The following is a 23,342-nucleotide window of genomic DNA, read 5'->3' on the forward strand; positions in this document are numbered from 1 at the left end:
CTACAGGTATCCCGCGAGGGTCGCCGCGCCCTCGACGTCGCTCCGGTAGCGGAGGGTCACGACCGACTCCTCCTGGTCTATCTCTATCTTTCCTAGCTCCTCGGCGACGGCCGCGTCGTCGACGTCGTTCCGCAGGAACGAGCGGGCGGCGACGGTCAGGTCCGCTATCCCGCGGGCGTCGCTCCGGTCGTCGGTCCGCATCTCGGCGTCGATAGCGACCGTCGATTCGGCCGCCGCGTACGATACGGTGGCGACGTTGGCCTTCTCGTAGACGTCCAGGGAGACGATGTCGGGGACCCGCTCGCTGTCCTCCGAGGGGAGGTATGCTCGGGGGTCGTCGGTGGCCGCGGTGACGTAGGTCGTCCCCTCGGCGTCGGCCTCGCCGGCGTCCTCGAAGGCGTTCACGAGCGCCCCCGAGGCCGAAGCGCGGTCGGCCCGGGCCGTCTCGATGGCCGCCTCGACGGCGCCGACGCTGCCGATGGCGTAGCGCCCCTCGGCGACGAACCCGAGGTAATCGGCTTCGTCGCCGCCGGTCGGCTCGTAGACCGTCCCGCCCTCGTGGTCCCTGGCCTCGTACTCGAGGTCCGTCGCCGATTCGATCGACTCGACGACGGTCGACTCGGTCCACTCGCCCTCGACGACGTAGGCAGCGAACTCCCCCCGCGGCTCGTCGGCGAAGACGACGATCACGTCCGCGCTCTCCGCTTCGAGGCCGGTCCGACCCTCGAACTCGGCGACGAGGCCGGGACCGTCCGACCCCTCGTCGCTTCCGGTGCGGCCGCCGCCGTAGGCCTCCAGTAGTCGCTCGGTCCCGTCGTGGTCCAGAAGCGCCGTGTCCGCGCGAACGAGCACGCTCGTGTTGCCGGGCGCCTGCGAGATCGGCTCGCCGGGGTCGACCGGCTCCGTTCCCGAGGAGTCGTTACAGCCGGCGACCCCGGCGAGGAGGGTCGTCGCACCGGCCGCCAGCAGTCGCCGGCGGTCGAGCGAGGGGGTCCGAACCATCGTGTGGGGCCACGGCAGGTCCGGGCAAAAGTTTTCGGTCACTCCGGGAACGGAACGTCGACCTCGTCGCCGTCGTCGGGAACGAACGCACGGTCCCCCTCGAAGACCGCCTGGGCCTCTGACTCGATGGGTGTCGGGTCACCCGCGTACCGCGAGGAGACGTGTACCAGTGCGAGCCGCCGGGCCCCGGCCCGGTTGGCTATCTCTGCGGCCCCCGCCGCCGTCGAGTGGGCCGTCCGGTCGGCGCGGTCGGCGTTGTCGGAGGCGAAGGTCGCGTCGTGGACGAGCAGGTCGGCGCCCGCCGCGGCCTCGGCGGTCGCCGCCGCCGGGCGCGTGTCCCCGGTGTAGACGATCCGCCGTCCGGGGCGGGGAGCGCCGACGACCTGGTCCGGTTCGACGACCGTGCCGTCGTCGAGTTCGACCGGTTCGCCCGCGTGCAGTTGCTGGAACTTCGGGCCGACGGGCACGCCCAGTTCCTCGGCGCGCTCGCGGTCGAAGCGGCCCTTGCGCTCGTCCTCGACGAGAGCGTAGCCGACCGACCGGGCGTCGTGGTCCGTCTCGAAGGCCCGAACCTCGTAGTCGTCGGCCTCCAGCGCGACGTCGCCGCCGTCGACGCCGTGAATCCGGACCGGGAAATCCGGCCGGGTCCCGGTGGCGCCGACCAGTCGCTCGATTGCCGTCTGTCTACCCGAGGGGACGTGAATCGCCAGCGGTTCGGTCCGTTCGTTGAAGTCCATCGTCTGCAGCAGGCCGGGAATCCCGAGCGTGTGGTCGCCGTGGAGGTGCGTGACGAAGATCTGAGAGACGGCGAAGCCGGTGCCGAACCGCATCATCTGCCGCTGGGTACCCTCGCCGCAGTCGAACAGGAAGCGGTCGCCCTCCCGACGGAGGAAGACCGAACTCGTGTTCCGCTGGGTCGTCGGCACGGCCCCCCCAGTCCCGAGGAACGTCACACACAGCGACATACCCGGAGGATGTGGCGACGCGAATAAACAGACTTCGGTGTGGCGCCGCGGCGTGCGACGACCGCCCCGTCCGCCTCAGACGTAGTCGAACCACTCGTCGTAGCCGCCGAGCCGTCCCTCCACGAGGTCGAAGAACTGCTGTTGGATCTCCTCGGTCACCGGGCCACGGGAGCCGTTGCCGACCGTCGTGTCGTCGACGCTCCGGATGGGCGTGACCTCCGCGGCGGTGCCCGTGAAGAACAGTTCGTCCGCTGTGTACAGTTCGCCGCGGGAGATGGCGGCGTCGTCGTAGACCGTGTACCCGAGGTCGCGGGCGAGCTGGATGACCGTGTTGCGCGTGATGCCGTCGAGGATGGACTCCGCCAGCCCGGTCGTGTATATCTCGCCGTCGTTGACCATGAAGATGTTCTCGCCGGGACCCTCCGCGACCTTGCCCTCCTTGTTGAGGACGATGGCCTCGACGTAGCCGTTCCGGCGGGCCTCCTCGCCGGCCAGCATCGAGTTGAGGTACGGCCCGGTCGCCTTGACGTTGGTCGGAATCTGGCTGGAGGCGTGCTTGCGCCACGAGGAGACCATCACGTCGACGCCGTTCTCGATGGCGTCCTCGCCGAGGTAGGCGCCCCACGGCCAGCAGGCGACCATCGTCTCCGTCGGGCAGTCCTTCGGCGAGACGCCCAGGGAGTTGTAGCCGTAGTACACCAGCGGCCGGATGTAACACGAGCGGAGGTCCTGCCGGCGGATGAGCTCCATCGTCGCCTCCGTTATCTCCTCGCGGGTGTGTGCGATGTCGTGGTCGAGCACCTTCGCGGAGTCGAACAGCCGGTCGAGGTGTTCGTCCCACCGGAAGACCGCGGGACCGTCGACGGTGTCGTAGCAGCGTGCGCCCTCGAAGACCGCCGTCCCGTAGTGCAGCGAGTGGGTGAGAATGTGAGTCTGTGCGTCCTCCCACTCGACGAACTCCCCGTCCTGCCAGATGGTGTCGACGTCCATCTCCTCGAAAGACATACTCGACGTGTGGAGCGGCCCCGTAATGAGTCTTGACGATTTTCCACCCGAATCCGTTGCCGACGGCGACCGGGAACGCGCCTCACGCCTCCTCGGGGGAGTCCGGCGGTTCGTGGTCCGGGGCTTCGTCCTCTATCGCCTCGGCTCGCTCCTGGATGTCGGCGAGCGCCTTCTCCTGTTCGTCCACGGTGTGGCCGCCGGTGTGACTCTGCCAGCCGTCGTACTGCCAGGCGGGGATGAAGTCCCACACGCGGGTGTTCTCGTCGTCGTCTCCGCCGAACGGCCACAGCCGCGAGAGGAGCCCGAACATTGTTCTCGTTTTCGAACTCGGAAATAAAAAGACTGTCGTCAGTCGAACCGCTCGACGAGGTCGGCGCCCTCGACGTAGACCAGGCCGTTGCGGTCGGCGTAGGCGCGGGCCGCCGTCGGCGACAGCGCGCCGCCGTCCTCGTCGTCGAGCATCTCACAGACGACCACGGCAGGTTCGACGCCGGCAGCGTCGGCCAGCGCCACCCCGAGTTCGGTGTGGCCCTTCCGGTCGTCGAGCAGGCCCGGTGCGGCCCGCAGCAGGTGAACGTGGCCGGGCGCCCGGAACTGCTCGGCGAACCCCTCGGGGCCGGCGGCGACGGCACCGCGAGCGCCGTCGCCGGCCAGCGCCGTCGCCCGCCGCACCTCGCCGGCGGCCGCCCCGAGCGCCGAGATGGTCAGCGCGCGGTCCTCGTCGGTGATGCCCGTGAACGTGTCGCGGTGGTTGACCGTGATGGAGAACGACGAGCGGTCGTCGTAGGTGAGGTCGTGGGACGCGGCCGCGGGGTGGCGGGTCGCTTCCTGGGCAAAGGGCAGCCCCCACGTCTCACAGACGTCGTCCGGGAGCGCGACACAGACCAGTCCGCCGGCGTCGTTTCGCATTCGGGCGACATCCGACTCCGTGACCGCCGCGGCGGGGTAGACGAGGTCAACCTCGCCCTCGCGGTCGGCGGCGTCGTGGATCAAAACGGGGTCGCCGGCGGCGAAGGCCGCGACCGCGTCGTCGACGCCGCGTCGGACGTCGACGGTTTCGCTGCTCCGGGACATGGATGTCACTGCTCCAGGACGTGGACGGTGAGACGGTCGCCGTCCTCGATTTTCAGTTCGTCGCGGAGCCGGTCCGGCGCGATGACCTCCAGTTGGTCCTCGCCGTGGTGGGTCCGTTCCGGTGCGATGACGTGCGCCGTCTCGTACCGGTCGACGGCGCCCTCGTCGCTCCCGGCGGCGCGTTCGACGGCCGCCGGCCAGCAGAATGCCGGGCCGTAGGTCCGCTCGTCGTCCTCCCAGCCGTCAATCTCGATGGGGTCCAGAGCGTCCATCCGTGCGCGGTCGCGGACGCTCTCGTCGTCGAGATCGACGTTGAGCGTTCCCGCGAACGGCTCGTAGCCAAGCCGTTCGCGGAACTGCCGCATGTAGCCCGGAAGCGAGATGTAGTGGCGCCCCTCACCCATCCCGCTCGTGACGACGCCGGACAGCTCGACGTCGGCGTCCCCCTCGAAGAGCCGGCGGTAGTCGGCGTACTCCCGCTGGAGGGCGCGTTCGCCCGTCTCGGTGACCGCGACGAGCTGGCCGTCGCCGGTCATCTCGCGTTCGAGGTAGTCGGCGTCTTCGAGCCGCTGGAGGCGTCTGGAAGCCGTCTGGTTCGAGGCGTCGAGCCGGTCGGCCAGCGACGAACACGTCACCGTCGTCCGACCGTCGAGCGCCCCGTCGAGCGCGACGAGCTTCAGCGTCGCCAGCTCGTCGTGACCGGCGCGCTCGGCAGTCCGTGCCATACCCGCCGGTACGGGACTGCCCGGTATAAGCGTAACGAAAGTGGGAAGCATCCCAGAACTGAGGAGCAGCCGATCGCGGCTACCCAGACCTCCGGGCCGCCCACAGAAGAAACCGCGGTTTCGTGCGTCGATTGCCGGCTGTACGACGGGCGGAGCGCGATACCGCGGACGAAGCGAAAGTCCCGCCCCGACGATCGAGCGTCGGGGACCGGACCGCGGCCGTGTCGGTCGCCACGAGGGGGTCACGGGCGAGGCCGTCACTCGCGTTTCTGGACGCCCCTGGGTACTTAAACACCCGGGATTATCCTGAAAAAAATACTTGCTGATATAGCGGTTCCCGTCGGACGTGACACGAGACAACGGATTCAGTCGACGGAACGTACTGCGATCGGCCGCTGCGCTCGCCGGGGTCGGCGGTCTCGGCGGCGTCGCCACGGCATCGGACGGCGAGTCACTCCGACAGATCGGTCCGGCGGACCTCTCGGACGTGCCGACGGACCTCGAGGCGGTACCGGCGGCGGCCGTCCCCGAGACGAGCAGCGGGATCGGTCCCGGGTCGATGCTGTTCATCACACCGCCAGGCGGCGGAGAGGCGGCCTGTACGGCCAACTTCGTCTGGACGGACGACTCGGGAACGACCTACCTCGGGGCGGCCGGCCACTGCTTCCTCGGCTCCTCGGCGGCCGGCGGCACCGAACTCGACGAGGGACCGGACCTCGCGGACGTCGAGGTGCGGGTCTGTGTCGACTGCCAGTTCGGCGGCCTGTCGGCGCTCGTCGGCGGCCTCCGCGGCGAAGTGGTCGAACTCGGAGACGTCGTCTACGCCCGCCAGCGGACCGACGACGGGACCGAGGTGGGTTTCGACTTCGGCCTCGTCGAGGTGCCGTCGTCGGCCGAAGGGCTGATCGATCCGTCGATGCCGACCTGGGACGGTCCGAGCGAAACCGGCGAGATCAACGCCGGCGACACCGTCGTCCAGTACGGCAACGGCGTCGTCACCGGCGAGACGGTGCTGACGAAGAGCCGCGCCGGCAGCGGAACGGGCAACGACGACGCGAGCGGTAGCTGGACGGCCGCTCTCCTGGCGGCGCCGGGCGACTCCGGGTCGGCCGTCCAGGTCGGCGAACTCGGCGCTGGCGGGCTGACGGGCGTCGAGGCCGCCGGGATCCTCACGCACGTCGGCACCAGCGGAACCGCGGGAACGAACCTCCAGAAGGCAAAGGAGATGGCGACGGAGGCCGGCCTCTCCATCGAGGTCGTCTTGGCAGGGTAGCGGCGGTCGTCAGGACTCCGCGTAGGGGTCGGCGTCCCAGAAGTCGCTACCGCCCTTCAGTTTCGGTACCCAGGTGTCTTCCTCGCGGGCCAGCAGTGCGACCCGCGACTCGGGGACGTCCCGGACGACGGGGTGGGTCGGCAGGTACTCGCCGACGGCCTCGGTGAACTCGACGACGTCGGCGTGGTCCGGCATGACCTCCCGATCCAGCCTGTCCCGGGAGTTACCGACGTGCATGAACGCCTTCATCTCGACGAAGTCGGCGTCGGCGCGGTCGAACATCGCGGCGTACCACTCGGGGTGGGTCATGTTGTAGCCGGCCAGTAGCGTCGTCCGCAGCACCGTCCGGGTCTCCTCCTTGCCGGCCAGCACGTCCAGCGTCTCCACGAGACGGTCCCAGGCGTCGTCCTCGACGGCCTTGACCACCTCGCCGAACGTCTTGCGGTCGGGCGCGTCGACGCTGACGTACAGCTGGGTCGGGTCACACTCGGCGAGCACCTCCGGACGGGTGCCGTTGGAGACGAGGAAGGTCGTGATGTCCCGGTCGTGGAACGCCTCGATGAGTTCCGGCAGGTAGGGGTACAGCGTGGGCTCGCCGTCCAGCGAGATGGCGACGTGGCGCGGCTCCATGGCCTCCTCGAAGGCCTCCCGGGGCACGTCGTCGTTGCCGCCGAAGCCGGAGAGTAGCTTCCGCTGGAGGTCGATGGAGGCGTCGACGACGGCCTCGGGGTCGTCCCACTCGACGCCGTCGAGTTCGTAGGCGTGGCCCGCGTGGTCCCGCCAGCAGAAGACGCACCGCTCGTTGCACTTGACGACCGGCGTCATCTGGATGCAGCGGTGCGACTGGATGCCGTAGAAGGTGTTCTTGTAACAGCGGCCCTCCCCCCGGAGGGCGTTGGCCGTCCACCCGCAGGTCTGGGCGGCGGTGTGGTTCTCGCTGTGGTAGTCCGGGTCGCTGACCTGCTTGGGCATACCCCGACGTTGTTCGGCGAGGCCCTAAAGAGCGCGGTTCGACCGCCGGCCGGTGCCGAACAGTGTGGGACGTTCACAGTGTTATCGGTACGTTCGCCTACCGAATCACAACCTTGACCCCGGTTCACACGGACCATCCTAAAACAATTTGTATCCTTTCTACGGAATCCTTTTAGGTCGTCTCGAGAAGGTTCGCACATGCTCAGAGGGCTGGACGTGCCGGGTGTCAACGGCGACGAGGACGTACCGACCATCATCAAGGTCGCTGGCCGGACCGAACTGGACGGCGACGTGACCGTCTACCTCCGGGAGTCGGTCTCGGGTGCCGAACGCGAGCGCCAGGCGGTCGTCGAGGAGGAGATAGAGCGTCTCGAGAACGCCGGCGTCCTCGGGTCGGTTTCCGTCGAGTCCTGGGCCGACGTACGTGCCGGCGACCGCTTCGAGGAGTTCGCCGAGGCCGTCGGTCCCGACGCCGTCGAACCGTTCTTCGAGGAGAAGGCTGGCGGGAACGCAATCGAGGTGCCCGCCGTCTGCATCGCCATCCGCCGGGACGGCGAGTTGACCGGTCTCTACCCGCGCCGCAAGGACGGCACCGACCAGACCGTCGGCGACTGCGTCCGCGCGCTCTGCTCCGGCGACCGCGTCGAGAACGTCACGAACTGACCGCGACCCACGGCCGCGTCCACGCCCCGCTTCTCCGCCGCTCACCGTGCCGCCAGCGGCGCGCTCACCGCGAAACCCCACGTTCGGAAAGGAATATCCGTTCGAACCCGAATACCGAAATCTAACGGACGAACGTGGTCAATACGATAATATATCTTGTATTATTTCCACAGAACGCTTTTGTATTTGGTCGTGTGTCTTCATAACATGCTACGAGGGCTCGACGCGCGGGGCTCCGAGGAGGACCCCATCGTGGTGAAGGTGGCCGACAGGGAACGGCTCGAGGGAACGGTGACGGCGTACCTCAGGACCGGGGTCTCGTCGGTCGTCCGGGACCGACAGTCCCGGGTCCGCGAGACGGTCGAACGGCTGGAGAGTTCCGGCGTCGTCGCCGACACCGAGGTCGTCGGCTGGCCCGAGCGGGCCCGGACGCCGCCGGACACCGACGTCGAGGCCGGTGCGGTCGCGCTGTACGACGAGTTCGTCGAGTCGGTCGGTGACGAGGCGCTGAACCCCTTCTTCGAGGCGCGCCCCGGGACCGGCGGCGACGACCGCGTCCTCGAGTTGCCCGCCATCTGCGTCGTCTACCGGGACGACGGGGCGTTGACGGGACTGTACCCCCGCTGGAGCGACGGCGACCACCACAGCATCGAGGACTGTCTCCGGGCGCTCTGTTCCGGCGACCGCATCGAGAACGTCGGGACCGCGTAGCCGCCCCCGCGCCGCGCGTTTCGGAAGGCCCTTTTGACCGCCCCGACGAAGGGGATGTATGTTCCTGCAGTTCCGCGAGTCGGTCGCCGACGCGCTCCGGGCCACCCTCGACGCCCGGGGGCTGCCGACCGACGACCTCGGCATCGAAGAGCCGCCCGAGGATGTCGACGCCGTGCTGGCCTCCAGCGTCGCATTCCGACTGGCCGGCGAACTCGAGGCGCCGCCGCCGCAGGTGGCCGCCGATCTGGCCGGCGACATCGACGCCGACGCCCACGCGTACCTCGACCGCGTCGAACCGACCGGTCCCTACCTGAACTTCTTCCCCGACGAGTCGTACTTCCGGGAGACCCTGGCGGCTGGACTGGACGACGACTACGGGCGACTGCCCGACCGTGACGTCTCCGTCGTCGTCGAGCACACCTCCGCGAACCCGACCGGGCCCGTCCACGTCGGCCGGGCGCGCAACCCGATCATCGGCGACGCCGTCGCCAACCTGCTCGATTTCGCCGGCTACGACGTCGACCGCCACTACTACGTCAACGACGCCGGCCGGCAGATCGCCGTCTTTACGTGGGCCTACGAGACCTTCGACGAGGCCGACCTCCCGGAACCGGCCCGGGACCGCGCGGAGTACCGGATGGTCCGCTACTACCGGAAGGGCAACGAGTACCTCGAGAACGCCGACCCCGCCGAGGTCGAGGCCGCCGAAGCCGAGATTCAGGCCATCCTCCAGGGGCTGGAGGCGGGCGACGAGGCCGTCTACGAGCGCGTCGGCGAGGTCGTCGACACCGTCCTCGGCGGGATGAAGGAGTGTCTCGGCCGCCTGCCCGCCGAGTTCGACGAGTTCGTCAAGGAGACGCGGTTCATGCGCGACGGCTCGACCGACGACGTGATTGCCCGCCTGAAGGACCACGAGCGGTCGGTCTACGAGGACGACGCCTGGCAACTCACCTTCGAGGACATCGAGAAGAACCTCGTCTTCCTGCGGGCCGACGGCACCTCGCTGTACACCACCCGGGATCTGGCCCACCACGAGTGGAAGTTCGACAACTACGACCGCGCCGTGACGGTGCTCGGCGAGGACCACAAGCTCCAGGCCAACCAGCTCGGGGCGGCACTGGAGATGCTCGGCAACGACACCGACCGTCTGGAGAACGTCATCTACTCGTACGTCAACCTCCCGGAGGGGAAGATGTCGACCCGGGCGGGGACGGGCGTCCAGCTGGACGACCTGCTCGACGAGGCCGTCTCGCGCGCACGCGAAGAAGTCGAGATCCGCCTCGACGACCGGCTCCGCGACGACGACCTGTCCGCCGAGGACGTCGACCGCATCGCCCGACAGGTCGGCGTCGGCGCCGTCCGCTACGACATCGTCGCAAAGCAGCCGACCAAGGGCATCACCTTCGAGTGGGATCGGGCGCTGGACTTCGAGGCGCAGTCGGCGCCCTACGTCCAGTACGTCCACGCGCGCTGCTGTGGGATCATGTCCGAGGCGGGCGACACGGAGCCGGTGGTCGACTCCTCGCTTCTGACGACCGACGCCGAACGGGACCTGCTGCGGACGGTGGCACGGCTGTCCGGCGTCGTCGAGGACGCCGCCGACGACCTCGAACCCCACCGGGTGGCGACCTACACGCGCGAACTCGGCGACCGGTTCAACGCCTTCTACCGGGAGTGTCCGGTCCTCGGGGCCGACGACCCCGAGACCACCGCCGCGCGGCTGGCTCTCGTCGCCGCCGCCAGACACGCGATGGCCAACGCCCTCGACATCCTCGGTGTCGAGGCCCCCCGGTCGATGTAGCTACCCGATGAGAAACGGAAACGTCGACCCCGCCACCATCGCCGCGAACAGCCAGAACACGAACAGGACGACCAGTGTGTCTTTCATCGTGGACGAGTGGACGGACGCCGCCACCACCAGCCCTCCTGCTAGTCGTATCGGTACCCGAAGAGTGCGGCCTATCAGTATAGCATCGGGCTCAGACGAACGCGAGGGTGGCGGTGGAGCCGAAGACCAGCGCCACGCCGAGGAAGAAGACGTAGAAGACGAACAGCGCGTCCGTGTTCATGGACGCGATTGCGGCTACGGGGGCAAAAATCGACGTTCGGTTTCGGGACTCGAAAGTCGGGCGGCGTCGCGGGCGGCGGACGCGGTCAGACCGCCGGTGCGACGGTCGGCAGGATAGTGCCGCCGACGGCGAGCACCGCCGCGGCGCCGAGCCCCAGCGACAGAAGCAGGAAGATCAGTATCCAGGACAGCTTGACCGAGCTCTCGTCCGATTCCGTGGTTGCCATGTGCGAAGGTAGGGGCGAGACGCCGAAAACTCCTTTCGTTTTTCCCACGCCACGCAAAGGACGGATGCCGCTTTCTCGCGCCGACCAAAGGACGGAGTTTTACCGCACGGGCGTCAAACCCTCTCCAATGAGCGACGACGATGGGGAGCCGTCCGACAGGCAGAAATACGAGTTCACGAAGGTGCTCGAGGAACTCGACGAGTACTCGGGTTCGGGCACCCAGCTCGTCTCCATCTACATCCCCGAAGACCGGCTGATAAGCGACGTGGTCGCCCACGTCACCCAGGAGCACAGCGAGGCCTCGAACATCAAGTCCAAGCAGACCCGCACCGCCGTCCAGGACGCCCTGACCAGCATCAAGGACCGCCTGAAGTACTACGACGTCCACCCACCGGAGAACGGGATGGTCATCTTCTCGGGCGCCGTCGACTCCGGCGGCGGCCAGACCGAGATGGTCACCGAGGTGCTGGAGTCGCCGCCCGAGCCGGTCCAGTCGTTCCGCTATCACTGCGACTCGCACTTCCTGACCGAGCCGCTGGCGGAGATGATGGGCGACAAGGGGCTGTACGGCCTCGTCGTGCTGGACCGACGGGAGGCCAACGTCGGGTGGCTGAAGGGCAAACGCGTCGAGCCCGTCAAGTCGGCCTCCTCGCTCGTGCCGGGGAAACAGCGGAAGGGCGGCCAGTCCGCCCAGCGGTTCGCCCGCCTTCGCCTGGAGGCCATCGACAACTTCTACCAGGAGGTCGCCGGCATGGCCGACGACCTCTTCGTCCCGAAGCGTCACGAGATGGACGGCATCCTCGTCGGCGGCCCCTCGCCGACCAAGGACGAGTTCCTCGACGGCGACTACCTCCACCACGAACTGCAGGACATGGTGCTGGGGAAGTTCGACGTCTCCTACACCGACGAGTCCGGCCTCTACGACCTCGTCGACGCCGCACAGGACGTCCTGGCCGAGACGGAGGTGATGAAGGACAAGTCCCAGATGGAGGAGTTCTTCGAACAGCTCCACGACGGCGGGAAGGCCACCTACGGCTTCGACGCCACCCGACAGAACCTCCAGATGGGCGCCGTCGACCGCCTGCTCATCAGCGAGGACCTCCGGAAGGACGTCGTCACCTACGACTGCGACGGCCGCGAGGAGTTCGAACTCGTCGACAGCCGCGCCGACACCCCCGACCACACCTGCGACGGCGGCGGCGAGGCAGAGGTCGTCGAACGCGAGGACGCCATCGACCACCTGATGGAGCTGGCCGACGAGCGCGGCTCCGAGGTGAAGTTCATCTCGACGGACTTCGAGAAGGGCGAACAGTTGCTCACCGCCTTCGGCGGCATCGCCGGCATCTTGCGGTACTCGACGGGCGTCTAACGACTATCTGATACCCTTTGTGGGCTGGACGCGAGTCATCGGGTGCTGTTCGTCTCCATACCAGTGATCGTCGTGATTGATACAGGTCGTTTTCTACCCGCCCGAGCGGTATCAATAATTACAGAGTGGAAAACCATTTATCAATTCGCTGTATACTGTTTTGTATGAATCGACGGCAGCTATTACTTGGCCTTGCGGGCGGGCTGACCGGCGTTTCGGGCTGTTTTACTGGTGGCTCGCAACGTTCATCCCCATCGCCCACCCCAACGGGAACGCAGTCGTCCCCGACCAAGACGAACACTCCGCAAGGGACGGAGTCACCAGAGCCGACGGCATCCCCCGAACCGACGCCTGCCCGGACGATGACCAACACAGCGACGTTAAAATTCGAAACGCCTGAATCGGGTGAGCCCTTCGTTATCAATCCTCCTGAGGCGTACAAAACTGTAGATATTGGGAGTCGGGAGAATGTGGAGAATCCGGGGCGACAGAAAGGAAATGCGGTGTATATTTTTCGACAACCGGAGGAAGCGGCCACGTTCGAAGTACAGATCGCCGATCTGGAAACGAACACTGTTCTGGTCCATCAGATTTATCGGGTACCAACTGATGGTTCGTTGAAATTTGATTTCCACGAAAAGTCACACTACGCCCTCAATCTCTACGATTTCAAATACGAGTTCGGCCGGTCACTCGACAATCAAGAGGTCTTCTTCGACTGTAACGGCCGCTACCATACCTTATTCAGCCACTCTAACGGAGAATACAACTGGAATACGACAGCAACTCGCAGGGATTGTGATTAGATTATAGGTCAGTCCACCAGATGTTATTCCGGTCTTGAATGGAATGACCTTGGGGACCGAAGACCCTTCCACCAGCTGCGCAAGCTCCTACAGAAATACAACCGATTGCATAATTATTCCCCCCGCTGGAGACCCACATTACTGCTCCGCTATCACCATTTGTCTCATGGTTGTTATCCCAAATACACGCGACTTGTAATTTTGTAGAATCCCTACAATAATTCGCAACTTTTTTATCTACATCCCGGAGGTCAACGTTACCCCCAGCAACTTCGCAGCTATTTATTCCGCGAAAGGTTAAATTCAAATTATCTGACATTACTGTGTCAAGTCCAGAATCAGAAACAGTGTCCGTGATATGGACCTTGTCCGAATGGTCCGAGGGTAAAACGATCTCGGATTCTGGACTGGATGTTGCGTCTTGTTCTATATGTGTGAAATCAAGTGCTTCATCATAGCATACACTTGTGCCGATGGAAACACTATTGTGGAAGATATCCTCTTCTACGTCGGGCGAACAAACCCGCGTATTCGTACAACTGCCGGGCTCCCCTGAAACGTCGTGACAGGCAGTTAAACAGTGGACCGGTAAGGACCACCCAGTATCGAATGGCTTGCAGCTGCCAGCTATCGTCCTAGATCCAAGCGTGCACTCTTCTGATAGAAACGGCCCCGCTTTTACACCACCAGGTACTGATGAATTCCCGGTCGTTTGATCATTACAGGTGCCGCTGTGGCTACTACACCCGGTACCACTGTGTCTCGGGGAGGGGTTTCCACTGCGTTCTTCTATTTTAATCCGAACGTCGTTTTGTCGTTCTGGCAATTCGCCTCTCCGCTCGTCCTTCTCGGGACTGTTTGCATCTAAAGTTACCAACACATGGTGTTCGCCATCGTTTGCGATTCCGATACCCGATATTGCTTCCCTCCCGAAATGTTTCGAGGAGATTTTATCTCGGACCCGTTTTGCCTTTTGAGCGTGATCGTAAAACGCAGCGTCTACTTGGACTTTGTGGCGGCCGCTGACGTCAAACGATATTGTAACTTGGTCTGAGTCACTCGCCTTCACGTCTTCCGGCGTCATCGCTAAGGCTGTCGTAGTCGGAAAGCCAGCTGCAGCAGCTAGCTTTACCACCCGACGCCGGGTTAATTTATTGGCTTTTTTCGGTTTATGGAACTCGGTTTCCGTTCCATGGACCGTAAACAAAACGTAAGTATTTAATAGTTATTGAGTTAAATTTATATGTTTGTCCAGGACACTGCTCAGCGCTAACTGCCGTTTCGTTTGGGAGCATTTGAACTAGTGCTACGGCTGTCCCGAGTCGAGACCCTTTTAGTCGAGTTCGACGGCGACCTCGACGTCGACGAGTCGGTACGGGCCGAACTGCACGCCCTCACGCCGGCTGACTACACCGGGCTCGGCGCCGAGCTGGTCGAGGAACTGGACTGAGGACGGCGCCCGGAACGTTATTATTCCGGCTCGGGAACGTCAGCCAGTAAGCTACCACGGCCTTCAGGCCGTGGCATTTCCGCCATGATGGTGCTGACTGCCGAGGAATCGCCGTGTGGAGGGACGATGATTGAATATCTAGTGTACACGGAAGCTTACAACGGGAATCTTGTATGGGACGGCACCTCGTATCGTGTCTGTAACGAGGGAATCCCACCGAAAGGAGACGTACAGCCGGTGACGCCAACCGAGACACCTGAACCGACGGTGACACCGGCGGCTACAAACTCACCAACTATCTCCCCAACACGAAATCGCACTCGAACAGCCGCATCATCGGTGTCGGACTCCGATGATGATTGGGGTCCGCCGCTAATGTCACCCCAGCGCGTATCCTCCACGCTATCGGTTCATTCGCACACGCCTGCTTACGGGACGGGCAACGAAACGTAGATGAACGCATTCCCGGACGGGATTCATGCCACCCTCGGCTGACACTTACTCGAGGAGCTGTTCGAGCTGGTGGCGCCGCCGGTCGAGGTCGAAATCGGGCTGGACGCCGCCCTGGGCGTGCAGCCGGTCCAGCACGAGCAGCGGGTCGACGCCGCCCCGCTCGGCAGCCACGAGCAGCTCCTCCAGGGCCGCCCGGTGAAGCGCCAGCGAGTCCAACAGTCCGACGGCGATGGCCATCGGGACGGCCGCCTCCCCCGTCGGGAAGGCGTCGCTGATGCGGTCGAACCGCGGTTCCTCGGGCGTCGTCGTCGCCGCCGTCAGCGTGAGACAGGCCGGACACAGCGCCGCCTGTGCCGACGACTCGGGGACGTACTCGCGGTACTCCAGCGGTACGTCGAAGGCCACCATCGACGCGCCGCAACTGGGACAGTCCATGTCCGGCCTACGAACCCGCGGGCAAAAGAGCGGTCGGTCTCAGCCGGCGTCGGCCTCGTCGGCCAGCGCCTCGATTTCCGTCCGGAAGGCGTCGGCCAGTTCGTCGGTGTCGGGCAGGAGGTTCGCGTCGGCCGCGATGCCCAGCCGGACGCCGCCGTCGTAGCTGAAGATGCTGATGCCGAGTCCCTGGTCGTTGGCCTGCGGCACCCAGAACATCACGTCCGTGACCTCCCGGCCCGCGAACTCGACGGTGTCGGTCGGTCCCGGCACGTTCGTCACCACGCCCGTCGCGCGGTCCTCGAACTGCGCCATCAGCCAGTCCAGGACGGGCTCCGGCGAGCGCCCCCCGAACGTCAGCGTCAGATACATCAAAAACGCCTCGACGCCGGCCCTCTCGGCGCTCATCCGGTCGTGGATGATACGGATGCGCTCCTCGAGGTCGGGCGTCCCGATGGGCAGCGGGACGAAGGCCAGCCCGAAGTAGTTGCCCAGCGAGGCGTCCCGCTTCTCCATCGGCTTGAGGTTGACCGGCACCGTCACCCGGAGTTCGCGCCCGTCGACGGGTTCGCCGCGCTCGGAGAGCAGTCGACGGAAGGCGCCCGCGAGCGCCCCCATCAGTACGTCGTTGACCGTCGCGTCGTTCGCCCGGCCGATGGCCTTCACCGTCGCGAGGTCGATCTCGTCGGTCCAGCCGGCCCGCTTTGCGGTCCCGAGTTCGCCCCGGAGCGACGTCTCTATCTCGTCGTCCTGGGTCAGGAGGTTCACGCCCGTCTTCAGCGCCGTCCCCGCGAGCGAGACGGTATCGAGGACGCCGCCACCGCCCAGCGACAGCCCGGTGTCGTCCCCGCCGCCCCGGTCGGTGTCGGTCTCGCGTTCGGCCGGGGTCGTCTCCGTCGCCTCGACCGCCGTCCCCGCGCCGTCGGTGGCCGCCGCGTCGTCGAACTCGTCGACGCTCGGCGGGTCCGGGACGATGCCCATCGGCATCTCGATTTCGTCCGGGTCGTCAACCAGCCCGAACATGACGTACATCAGCGCGAACCCGTCGCCGATGCTGTGGTTGATGCGGAACGCGACCGCGTTGCCGTCGCCCGACCCGGCGCCGTCGATGAGGTACGCCTCCCACAGCGGCCGGCTCTCCTCCAGCGGCTGGCTCATCAGTCGGCTGACGAACCGCTGGAACGTCCCGTTGTCCTGCGGCTCCGGCAGCGCGACGTGCTGGACGTGGGTCTCGATGTCGAAGTCCTCGACCGTCTCCCAGTAGGGCCGACCGAGGAGCCGGTTGTGGCCGGCGACCCGCTGTTCGAACCGGTCGAACCGGAGCAGCCTCGCCTCGAGGCGCTCGCACAGTTCCTCGTAGCTGATGGCCTCGTCGAACCACAGGACCCCGGTGATGGTCGTCAGGTTGTCTATCGAGCCGATTCGCCGCCAGGCGTTGTCGGTCCCGGAGACCGGGTCGCGGTCGGTCACCAGCGCACCCCCGACGGCCGGAGACGTCGCTCGACCGCGCCGGTTCGTTCGCCCGGCGGGACGCCGTCGACGTGCGAGCCAGCCCGTACCATTTGGTTTCCGTTCGAACAGACGGGTGATGAAACTACTGCCGGAAAATAGCGGGTCCATACGGTCCGCTGTAACTGCTCCCCGGTGTGACCGGGGGTCGGTCACGCCGGAAACGACGTACGGCAGTCCGTATCAGTCGTCGGCCGAGAGCCGCTCGGCGTCTTCGCTCGTCTCCGCCGTCTCGACGGCCCGCGCTTCGTCCTCCTCCCGTTCCTTCTTCGCCTTGATCTTCTTCATGCGGAATATCTCCTCGCGCTCCTGCTCTTCGAGTTTCTGCTCGATGTACTCCTGGGCGTCCCGCAGTTCGGGCAGCAGTTTGAACTCCAGGGCGTTGACCCGGCGCTTGGTCTTCTCTATCTCCTCGAGCATCTTCTTCATCGCCGTCTCGACCTCGGCGGCGAGGATGATCGTCTCCAGCAGTTCCTCGTAGGCGTCGGCGGCCTCGTCGATGCGGGCGGAGGTGCCCACGAGCCCGTAGCCCCGCTGGTCGAGGCTCTTTTTGACCTTCGTCGACTCGATCTGCGGGACGACCACGCCCATGATGTTCTTCGACTGGGTCGTTATCTCGGGGTGTTCCTTCAGCGCGGCGGCGGCGCCCCGGACCGCCACGTCGCCCTCCATGGCCCGCGCCATGTTGATGGAGCGCTGGGCCCGCTCGTAGTCGTCGTCGAGGTCCGACCGGACGTCCTGGGCCTGGTCGAGGATGTCCATGAACTCCATGATGAGGCCGTCCCGCTTCTTCTCGAGCGTGTCGTGGCCCCGCTCGGAGAGCTCGATGCGGTCCTCGATGGCCATGAGGTTCTTCCGCGTCGGCTTGACGTCCTTGCTCATCCTTGTGGTCGGGTTTCGGCCGAACGGGGTTAATCTTTTCCAGTTAGCTCCGGACGGACCCGAACCTCGTCGTCCTCGACGCGGACGACGGCGTCCATCAGCGTCGACAGCGCCGAAACCGTCCGCTCGTCGACCGCCGCCGGATCGAGGTGGAAGTGCATCGACGCCGACGACTCCGCACACCGCTCGGCGAGGCTGTGGACGAACTGGAAGACCTGCTCGCGGTCGACGTACTGCAACAGCGCGCCGACGGAGTCGAAACACACCGCCGTCCCCGGCGACAGCGCCTCCTCGATGGTGATGCCCTGGCCGGTCAGATCGCCCGGCTCGACCCCCTCGCCGACGCCGAGCGAGCGGATCGGCGGCGCCTCCGCGAGTCGCTCCTCGAACCGTTCGCGGAGGTCGGCCTCCGTGAGCCCCCCGTAGCCGACGAACAGGACGCGGTCGCCCCGCCCCGAGAGCGCAGCACACGCGTCCGCGCCGGCCATCGTCGGTGCGAGAACCAGAACCGTCCTCGCGGATTCGGGCAGTCCCGGCTCGTCGGTCCCCCACATGATGGTACAGTTCGGTCGAACAATCAAGAAGGCGTTGACTGTTTCGGCCGGCTCAGTCGGCCGCCTCGGCGACCTGCTCGTCGTCGACGTAGTACTCCTCGATGAGCTCCTCGTCGATGCGGTTCAGCTCCTCCTTGGGGAGTTCGCTGAGCAGGTCCCAGCCGATGTCCAGCGTCTCGCCGACGTCGCGGTCGGTGTCGTAGCCCTGCTGGACGAACTCCTCCTCGAAGGCGTCCGCGAAGTCGAGGTACTTGTTGTCACGCTCGCTGAGTGCCTCCCGACCGACGATGTTCACGAGGTCCCGCAGGTCCTCGCCCTCCGCGTAGGCCGCGTACAGCTGGTCGGAGACGTCGGCGTGGTCCTCGCGGGTGTACCCCTCGCCGATGCCGTCGTCCATCAGCCGTGAGAGGCTCGGCAGCACGTTGACCGGCGGTTCGATGCCCTGGCTGTTGAGGTCCCGATCGATGTAGATCTGCCCCTCCGTGATGTAGCCGGTCAGGTCCGGGATGGGGTGGGTGTCGTCGTCGCCCGGCATCGTCAGGATGGGAATCTGCGTGACCGACCCCTCCCGGCCCTCGATACGCCCGGCACGCTCGTACAGCGTCGCCAGGTCGGTGTACATGTATCCCGGATAGCCACGGCGACCCGGGACCTCCTCGCGGGCGGCGCCGATCTCACGGAGCGCCTCGCAGTAGTTGGTCATGTCCGTCAGGATGACCAGGACGTGGTACCCCTTGTCGAAGGCGAGGTACTCCGCCGTCGTCAGGGCCAGTCGCGGGGTGACCGTCCGCTCGACTGCGGGGTCGTCCGCGAGGTTCATGAAGACGACCGACCGCTCGAGGGCGCCCGTGCGCTCGAAGTCGTCCATGAACTCGTTGGCCTCCTCGGCCGTGATGCCCATCGCGCCGAAGATGACGGCGAACTCCGAGCCCTCGTCGTCGCCGCCCGATTCCGCTTCTTCGGGCACCGTCGCCTGGCGTGCGATCTGGAGTGCGAGTTCGTTGTGCGGCAGCCCCGACCCCGAGAAGATGGGGAGCTTCTGGCCGCGGATGAGCGTGTTCATCCCGTCGATGGCCGACACGCCCGTCTGGATGAACTCCTCGGGGTACTCGCGGGCCGTCGGGTTGATGGCCGCACCGACGATCTCGCGTTCCTCGTCGGGTTCGATCTCGGGACCGCCGTCGATGGGTTCGCCCGACCCCGACAGCACGCGACCGAGCAGTTCCTCGGTCAGCGGCATCTGCAGCGTCTCGCCGAGGAACCGGACCGACGAGTTGCGGTCGATGCCCGAGGTTCCCTCGAAGACCTGGATGGCGACGTACTCGGAGGTCGTCTCCAGGACCTGGCCACGGCGGACGTCGCCGTTCGGCGTCTCGATCTCGACGATTTCGTCGTAGCCGACCGGTTCGTCGATCTCGGCGAACACCAGCGGACCGCTTATCTCCGTGATGGTCTTGTATTCCTTCTGCATGGTTAGTACATCTCCCGGAGCTGCTCGGTGATGTCGTCCTTCAGCTCCTCGATGTAGGCCTCGTAGTCGTCCTGGGTGTTCATCCGGTTGAGCCGCGAGACGGCGTCGATGTCGATGATCTCCTCGACGGGGACGCCGGCCTCCAGCGCCTCGAAGGCCTGGTCGTTGAAGTGCTGGATGGCCGTCAGCATCAGGTGGGTCTTCTCCGGTTCACAGTAGGTGTCGACGTCGTGGAACGCGTTCTGCTGGAGCCACCCCTCGCGGATGTACCGGGCGACCTCCAGGGTCAGCTGCTGGTCTTCGGGCAGCGCGTCCTTGCCGACGAGCTGGACGATCTCCTGCAGTTCCGTCTCCTCGTCGAGGACGTCGACGGCCCACTGCCGCACCTCGGGGAACTCCTCGTCGACGTTCTCGCGCCACCAGGGGTCCAGCTGTTCGGTGTACAGCGAGTAGGACTCGTTCCAGTTGATCGAGGGGAAGTGCCGGCGCTCGGCGAGGTCGGCGTCCAGCGCCCAGAAGCACTTCACGATGCGGAGCGTGTTCTGGGTGACCGGCTCCGAGAAGTCACCGCCGGGCGGCGACACCGCGCCGATGACCGAGATGGAGCCCTCCGTGCCGTTGATGTTCTGGAACTTGCCGGCACGCTCGTAGAACTCGCTGAGTCGTGCCGCGAGGTAGGCCGGGTAGCCCTCCTCGCCGGGCATCTCCTCGAGCCGCGAGGAGATCTCGCGCATGGCCTCGGCCCACCGCGAGGTGGAGTCGGCCATCAGCGCGACGTCGTAGCCCATGTCGCGGTAGTACTCGGCGATGGTGATGCCGGTGTACACGCAGGATTCGCGGGCCGCGACCGGCATGTTCGAGGTGTTGGCGATGAGACACGTCCGACTCATCAGCGGCTTGCCGGTCTTGGGGTCCTCCAGTTCCGGGAAGTCCTCGATGACCTCGGTCATCTCGTTGCCGCGCTCGCCGCAGCCGACGTAGACGACGATGTCGGCGTCGGCCCACTTGGCGAGCTGGTGCTGGGTGACCGTCTTCCCGGAGCCGAACGGCCCCGGAATCGCCGCGGTGCCGCCCTTGGCGATGGGGAAGAGGCCGTCCAGCACGCGCTGGCCGCTGACGAGCGGCGTCGTCGGCGTCTCCTTCTCGACGGTCGGGCGGGGCTCCCGGACGGGCCACTCCTGGCGCATCCGAATCTCCTCGCCGCTCGACAGTTCGACGACCGTCTCGTCGACGGTGAAGTCCCCGGACTCGACCGAAGTGACCTCGCCGCCCTCGTAGTCCGGCGGCACCAGCACTTTGTGGTCGATGCTCTCGGTCTCGGGGACGGTACCGACGACGTCGCCCGACGAGACCTCCTCGCCCTCGGAGACCTCGGGTTCGAACTCCCAGGTCTTCTCGAGGTCGATGCCCGGCGCGTCGACGCCGCGGTCGAGGAAGGCTCCCATCTGCTCTTCGAGGACGTCCAGCGGGCGCTGGACGCCGTCGTAGATACTGTCCATCATGCCGGGGCCGAGGTCGACGGTCAGCGGCTCGCCGGTGTTTGCGACCGGTTCGCCGGGGGCGACGTCGGAGGTCTCCTCGTAGACCTGGATGGTGGTGATGTTGCCCTCGATTTCGATGACCTCGCCCATCAGCCCCTCGTCGCCGACGTAGACGACGTCGTTCATGCGGGCGTCGAGGTCGACGGCGGTCACGACCGGACCGCTGACGCTCTCGATGACGCCCTCGCTCGTGGTTTCGGTGTCGGTTGCTTGACTCATGATTAATCTTCCATCAGGTCGATGCCGATGGCGCGTTTGATCTGCTCGCGCAGGTTGCCCGAACCGGTGCCGCCGCCCAGCGTGACGACGACCGGTTCGACGCTCGTTTCGACGCGCTGTCGAACTGTACGGGAGAGTCGCTCGACGTCCTCGTCGTGCATCACGACGATGCCGACCTCGGCGTCGTCGAGCACGGCTTCGACGGCGTCGTCGAGGCGTTCTTCCTTCTCGGCGTCCGGCACGTTCTCGAACCGGCGGACGCCCGCCAGCCGGAAGCCGGTCGTGAAGTCCGGACTGCCGACGACGGCGATTTCCTGGCTCATTCTATCACCAGTTCCTCCTCGATTTCCTCGACGGACAGCCCTGCCTCGCGACCGCGGGCGACCGCCCGGACGTTCTCGACCTCGCGCTCCTTTGCGAGCACGTACGACAGCACCGGACATATCGACAGCGGATAGCGGTTCGACAGCTTCCCGGAGTACTGCAGCAGCGCCGCGTCCAGGGCGTGCTCGAACCCGATGAGCGACTCGGCGTCGGCCAGTTCGTCCAGCGCCGTCGAGAGGTCGTCCCCGTAGGGACTCTCCCGGATGCGCTCGACCAGTTCGTCGACGTTCGTCGCGAGCTGTCGGAGCTCGTCGGGGCCGAACAGCTGCCCGCCCTCGATGAAGTACTCGGCGGGGTCGATGTCGGCGCCGCTTCGGGCCAGCCGGAGCGCGTTCCGGACGTTCCGGAAGTCGATTTCGGCCTCGAGGAACTCGCGGTACAGCGCCCGCGGCGAGTCCGGCTCGGGGATTCCGGTGTCGTCCAGCAGGTGCGCGTAGAAGGCGCGGTCGACGGCGTTCTCCAGCGGGACGAGGACGCCCTCGCTCTCGAAGTCGGGCATGGCCTCGGCGAGGGGGTCGCCGAAGATGGTGTTCGAGAGGCTCTCGACGACCTCTTCGATGCGAGTCGACTCCACCAGCCGGTCGAGGAAGTCGTCGGAGAACTCGCCCGTCCGGATGAGGTCGTCCTCGACATCCGCGGAGTCGGCGTCGGTGTAGACGCCCCGAATGACCGTCTTGACGTTCCAGGCGTCGAACTTCCGGAGGTAGTTGGCGATGTAGCCGTACAGCGGCCCCTCCGCCCACGACAACAGGTCGTCGAAGTGCTTGGCGAGGTTCCGGTTCAGGGCGTACTCGACGAGGTCGACGCCCGAGTGCCGCGCACCCAGGGCGTTCATCTCCGTCTCGTACTCCGTCTCCTCCATGAACCGGGCGATCTCGCTGGGGCCCATTCGGACCAGCTTCCGGTAGTCGTCGGCGTCGAAGAGCTTCGCCTTCCGCGAGCGGACTCGCGCCGTGACGTATTCGTAGTTCGAACTCCCTTCGGTTCTGACGCTCATTCTTCGAAGAGACGCGCGCTGATCTCGCGCAGGTTCTCCTCCCAGACGTCGTCGAGGACGGAGTCGAACGTGTTGTTCACCCGGACCCGCGACTCGTCGGACTCGACGACGACGCCGCCGAGACAGTCGACGGGGTCGCCGACGGAGAAGCCCCCGAAGTCGTCGACCACGGTTTCGAGCAACTCGGCGTCGTCGGCGCGGCCGTGGACGCGGACCGTCTCCTGGTCGTCGAACTCCTCGGCTGCGGCCTCGAGCAACGCCCGGGTCAGCTGTTCGCGCTCGTCGCCGTCGATGTCGGCGATGCGAGCTTCCACGTCGTCGCGGACATCCTCGAGCACCTCGCGGCGTGCCTCGAGGCGCTCCTGTTTGGCCTCGAGCTTCGCACTGGAGAGCTTCTGCTCGCGCTCCTGGGAGATCTCCCGTTCGACCTCGCGTTCGGCCTCCTCGTGAATCTCCTCGGCGTCGCGCTCGGCGTCCTCGATGATCTCCTCGGCGCGGCGCTCGCCGTCCGTGCGAATCTCCTCCGCACGCGCGCGGGCTTCGTCTCGGATGTCCTCTACGACCGTATCAAGGCTCATAGTGGTGAAAGA

General features: G+C 66.1%; 25 protein-coding genes. 7 read left to right on the forward strand and 18 right to left on the reverse strand.

What is annotated here, in order from left to right; all coding sequences use genetic code 11:
- The 6 genes from NLF94_RS02710 to NLF94_RS02735 form a co-directional block, all read right to left on the reverse strand.
- Complete coding sequence (locus NLF94_RS02710) at positions 1 to 1,002, reverse strand: hypothetical protein (RefSeq protein ID WP_254839919.1); 1,002 nt, start codon at positions 1,000 to 1,002, stop codon at positions 1 to 3.
- 38 nt (positions 1,003 to 1,040) lie between these two features.
- Positions 1,041 to 1,967, reverse strand: coding sequence for a ribonuclease Z (rnz, locus tag NLF94_RS02715; protein WP_254839920.1), 927 nt, complete (start codon positions 1,965 to 1,967; stop codon positions 1,041 to 1,043).
- Between the two features lie 75 nt (positions 1,968 to 2,042).
- The gene (locus NLF94_RS02720) at positions 2,043 to 2,972 is read right to left on the reverse strand and encodes a branched-chain amino acid transaminase (protein ID WP_254839921.1); all 930 of its coding nucleotides are present in this window, start codon (positions 2,970 to 2,972) and stop codon (positions 2,043 to 2,045) included.
- Positions 2,973 to 3,054: 82 nt separating this feature from the next.
- The gene (locus NLF94_RS02725) at positions 3,055 to 3,282 is read right to left on the reverse strand and encodes a hypothetical protein (RefSeq protein ID WP_254839922.1); all 228 of its coding nucleotides are present in this window, start codon (positions 3,280 to 3,282) and stop codon (positions 3,055 to 3,057) included.
- A gap of 38 nt (positions 3,283 to 3,320) precedes the next feature.
- Positions 3,321 to 4,046, reverse strand: a complete 726-nt coding sequence (gene ribB / locus NLF94_RS02730) for a 3,4-dihydroxy-2-butanone-4-phosphate synthase (protein WP_254839923.1) — start codon at positions 4,044 to 4,046, stop codon at positions 3,321 to 3,323.
- Positions 4,047 to 4,051: 5 nt separating this feature from the next.
- A complete protein-coding gene (locus NLF94_RS02735; RefSeq protein ID WP_254839924.1) occupies positions 4,052 to 4,771 on the reverse strand; it encodes a CTP-dependent riboflavin kinase in 720 nt (239 codons plus the stop codon).
- 346 nt (positions 4,772 to 5,117) lie between these two features.
- On the opposite strand from NLF94_RS02735, the gene NLF94_RS02740 reads away from it, so the two are divergent.
- Positions 5,118 to 6,044, forward strand: coding sequence for a hypothetical protein (locus NLF94_RS02740; protein WP_254839925.1), 927 nt, complete (start codon positions 5,118 to 5,120; stop codon positions 6,042 to 6,044).
- Positions 6,045 to 6,053: 9 nt separating this feature from the next.
- On the opposite strand, the gene twy1 is transcribed toward NLF94_RS02740, so the two are convergent.
- Positions 6,054 to 7,016 (reverse strand): 4-demethylwyosine synthase TYW1, encoded by a 963-nt coding sequence (gene twy1, locus NLF94_RS02745; protein ID WP_254839926.1) that lies wholly within the window; start codon positions 7,014 to 7,016, stop codon positions 6,054 to 6,056.
- 198 nt (positions 7,017 to 7,214) lie between these two features.
- Here twy1 and NLF94_RS02750 point away from each other — a divergent pair, with 198 nt between their 5' ends.
- The 3 genes from NLF94_RS02750 to argS all read left to right on the forward strand — a co-directional run bounded on the left by NLF94_RS02750 (position 7,215) and on the right by argS (position 10,191).
- The gene (locus tag NLF94_RS02750; RefSeq protein WP_254839927.1) at positions 7,215 to 7,679 is read left to right on the forward strand and encodes an HTH domain-containing protein; all 465 of its coding nucleotides are present in this window, start codon (positions 7,215 to 7,217) and stop codon (positions 7,677 to 7,679) included.
- Between the two features lie 207 nt (positions 7,680 to 7,886).
- A complete protein-coding gene (locus NLF94_RS02755; RefSeq protein ID WP_254839928.1) occupies positions 7,887 to 8,390 on the forward strand; it encodes an HTH domain-containing protein in 504 nt (167 codons plus the stop codon).
- A gap of 58 nt (positions 8,391 to 8,448) precedes the next feature.
- Positions 8,449 to 10,191: an arginine--tRNA ligase gene (argS, locus tag NLF94_RS02760; protein WP_254839929.1), complete on the forward strand. Its 1,743-nt coding sequence runs from the start codon at positions 8,449 to 8,451 to the stop codon at positions 10,189 to 10,191.
- Between the two features lie 353 nt (positions 10,192 to 10,544).
- Here argS and NLF94_RS02765 read toward each other — a convergent pair whose 3' ends face one another.
- The gene (locus NLF94_RS02765) at positions 10,545 to 10,685 is read right to left on the reverse strand and encodes a hypothetical protein (protein WP_254839930.1); all 141 of its coding nucleotides are present in this window, start codon (positions 10,683 to 10,685) and stop codon (positions 10,545 to 10,547) included.
- 127 nt (positions 10,686 to 10,812) lie between these two features.
- Between NLF94_RS02765 and prf1 the strand changes: the two genes are divergently transcribed.
- Both prf1 and NLF94_RS02775 read left to right on the forward strand, forming a co-directional pair.
- Positions 10,813 to 12,054, forward strand: coding sequence for a peptide chain release factor aRF-1 (gene prf1 / locus NLF94_RS02770; RefSeq protein ID WP_254839931.1), 1,242 nt, complete (start codon positions 10,813 to 10,815; stop codon positions 12,052 to 12,054).
- Positions 12,055 to 12,218: 164 nt separating this feature from the next.
- A complete protein-coding gene (locus NLF94_RS02775) occupies positions 12,219 to 12,860 on the forward strand; it encodes a hypothetical protein (RefSeq protein WP_254839932.1) in 642 nt (213 codons plus the stop codon).
- 1 nt (position 12,861) lies between these two features.
- Here NLF94_RS02775 and NLF94_RS02780 read toward each other — a convergent pair whose 3' ends face one another.
- The gene (locus NLF94_RS02780) at positions 12,862 to 13,944 is read right to left on the reverse strand and encodes a hypothetical protein (protein WP_254839933.1); all 1,083 of its coding nucleotides are present in this window, start codon (positions 13,942 to 13,944) and stop codon (positions 12,862 to 12,864) included.
- Between the two features lie 219 nt (positions 13,945 to 14,163).
- On the opposite strand from NLF94_RS02780, the gene NLF94_RS02785 reads away from it, so the two are divergent.
- On the forward strand, positions 14,164 to 14,310 hold the full coding sequence (locus NLF94_RS02785; RefSeq protein WP_254839934.1) for a hypothetical protein: 147 nt from the start codon (positions 14,164 to 14,166) through the stop codon (positions 14,308 to 14,310).
- 498 nt (positions 14,311 to 14,808) lie between these two features.
- Here NLF94_RS02785 and NLF94_RS02790 read toward each other — a convergent pair whose 3' ends face one another.
- The 9 genes from NLF94_RS02790 to NLF94_RS02830 form a co-directional block, all read right to left on the reverse strand.
- Positions 14,809 to 15,198 carry a DUF6276 family protein gene (locus NLF94_RS02790; RefSeq protein ID WP_254839935.1) on the reverse strand — a complete coding sequence of 130 codons (390 nt, stop codon included), beginning with the start codon at positions 15,196 to 15,198 and terminating at the stop codon, positions 14,809 to 14,811.
- 39 nt (positions 15,199 to 15,237) lie between these two features.
- Complete coding sequence (locus NLF94_RS02795) at positions 15,238 to 16,665, reverse strand: WS/DGAT/MGAT family O-acyltransferase (protein ID WP_254839936.1); 1,428 nt, start codon at positions 16,663 to 16,665, stop codon at positions 15,238 to 15,240.
- Positions 16,666 to 16,887: 222 nt separating this feature from the next.
- The gene (locus NLF94_RS02800; RefSeq protein WP_254839937.1) at positions 16,888 to 17,586 is read right to left on the reverse strand and encodes a V-type ATP synthase subunit D; all 699 of its coding nucleotides are present in this window, start codon (positions 17,584 to 17,586) and stop codon (positions 16,888 to 16,890) included.
- Between the two features lie 29 nt (positions 17,587 to 17,615).
- Positions 17,616 to 18,140: a DUF835 domain-containing protein gene (locus NLF94_RS02805; RefSeq protein WP_254839938.1), complete on the reverse strand. Its 525-nt coding sequence runs from the start codon at positions 18,138 to 18,140 to the stop codon at positions 17,616 to 17,618.
- A 52-nt stretch (positions 18,141 to 18,192) separates the two neighbouring features.
- On the reverse strand, positions 18,193 to 19,611 hold the full coding sequence (locus NLF94_RS02810) for an ATP synthase subunit B (protein WP_254839939.1): 1,419 nt from the start codon (positions 19,609 to 19,611) through the stop codon (positions 18,193 to 18,195).
- 2 nt (positions 19,612 to 19,613) lie between these two features.
- Complete coding sequence (locus NLF94_RS02815) at positions 19,614 to 21,371, reverse strand: ATP synthase subunit A (RefSeq protein WP_254839940.1); 1,758 nt, start codon at positions 21,369 to 21,371, stop codon at positions 19,614 to 19,616.
- A gap of 2 nt (positions 21,372 to 21,373) precedes the next feature.
- Entirely contained in the window at positions 21,374 to 21,694 is a 321-nt protein-coding gene (locus NLF94_RS02820; RefSeq protein ID WP_254839941.1) for a V-type ATP synthase subunit F, read from the reverse strand.
- Positions 21,691 to 22,752: a V-type ATP synthase subunit C gene (locus NLF94_RS02825; RefSeq protein WP_254839942.1), complete on the reverse strand. Its 1,062-nt coding sequence runs from the start codon at positions 22,750 to 22,752 to the stop codon at positions 21,691 to 21,693. The genes NLF94_RS02820 and NLF94_RS02825 overlap by 4 nt, the downstream gene beginning before the upstream one ends.
- Complete coding sequence (locus NLF94_RS02830; protein ID WP_254839943.1) at positions 22,749 to 23,330, reverse strand: V-type ATP synthase subunit E; 582 nt, start codon at positions 23,328 to 23,330, stop codon at positions 22,749 to 22,751. The genes NLF94_RS02825 and NLF94_RS02830 overlap by 4 nt, the downstream gene beginning before the upstream one ends.
- Positions 23,331 to 23,342 lie beyond the last annotated feature (12 nt).

This window comes from Natronomonas marina, assembly GCF_024298905.1.
GTDB classification, from domain to species: domain Archaea; phylum Halobacteriota; class Halobacteria; order Halobacteriales; family Haloarculaceae; genus Natronomonas; species Natronomonas marina.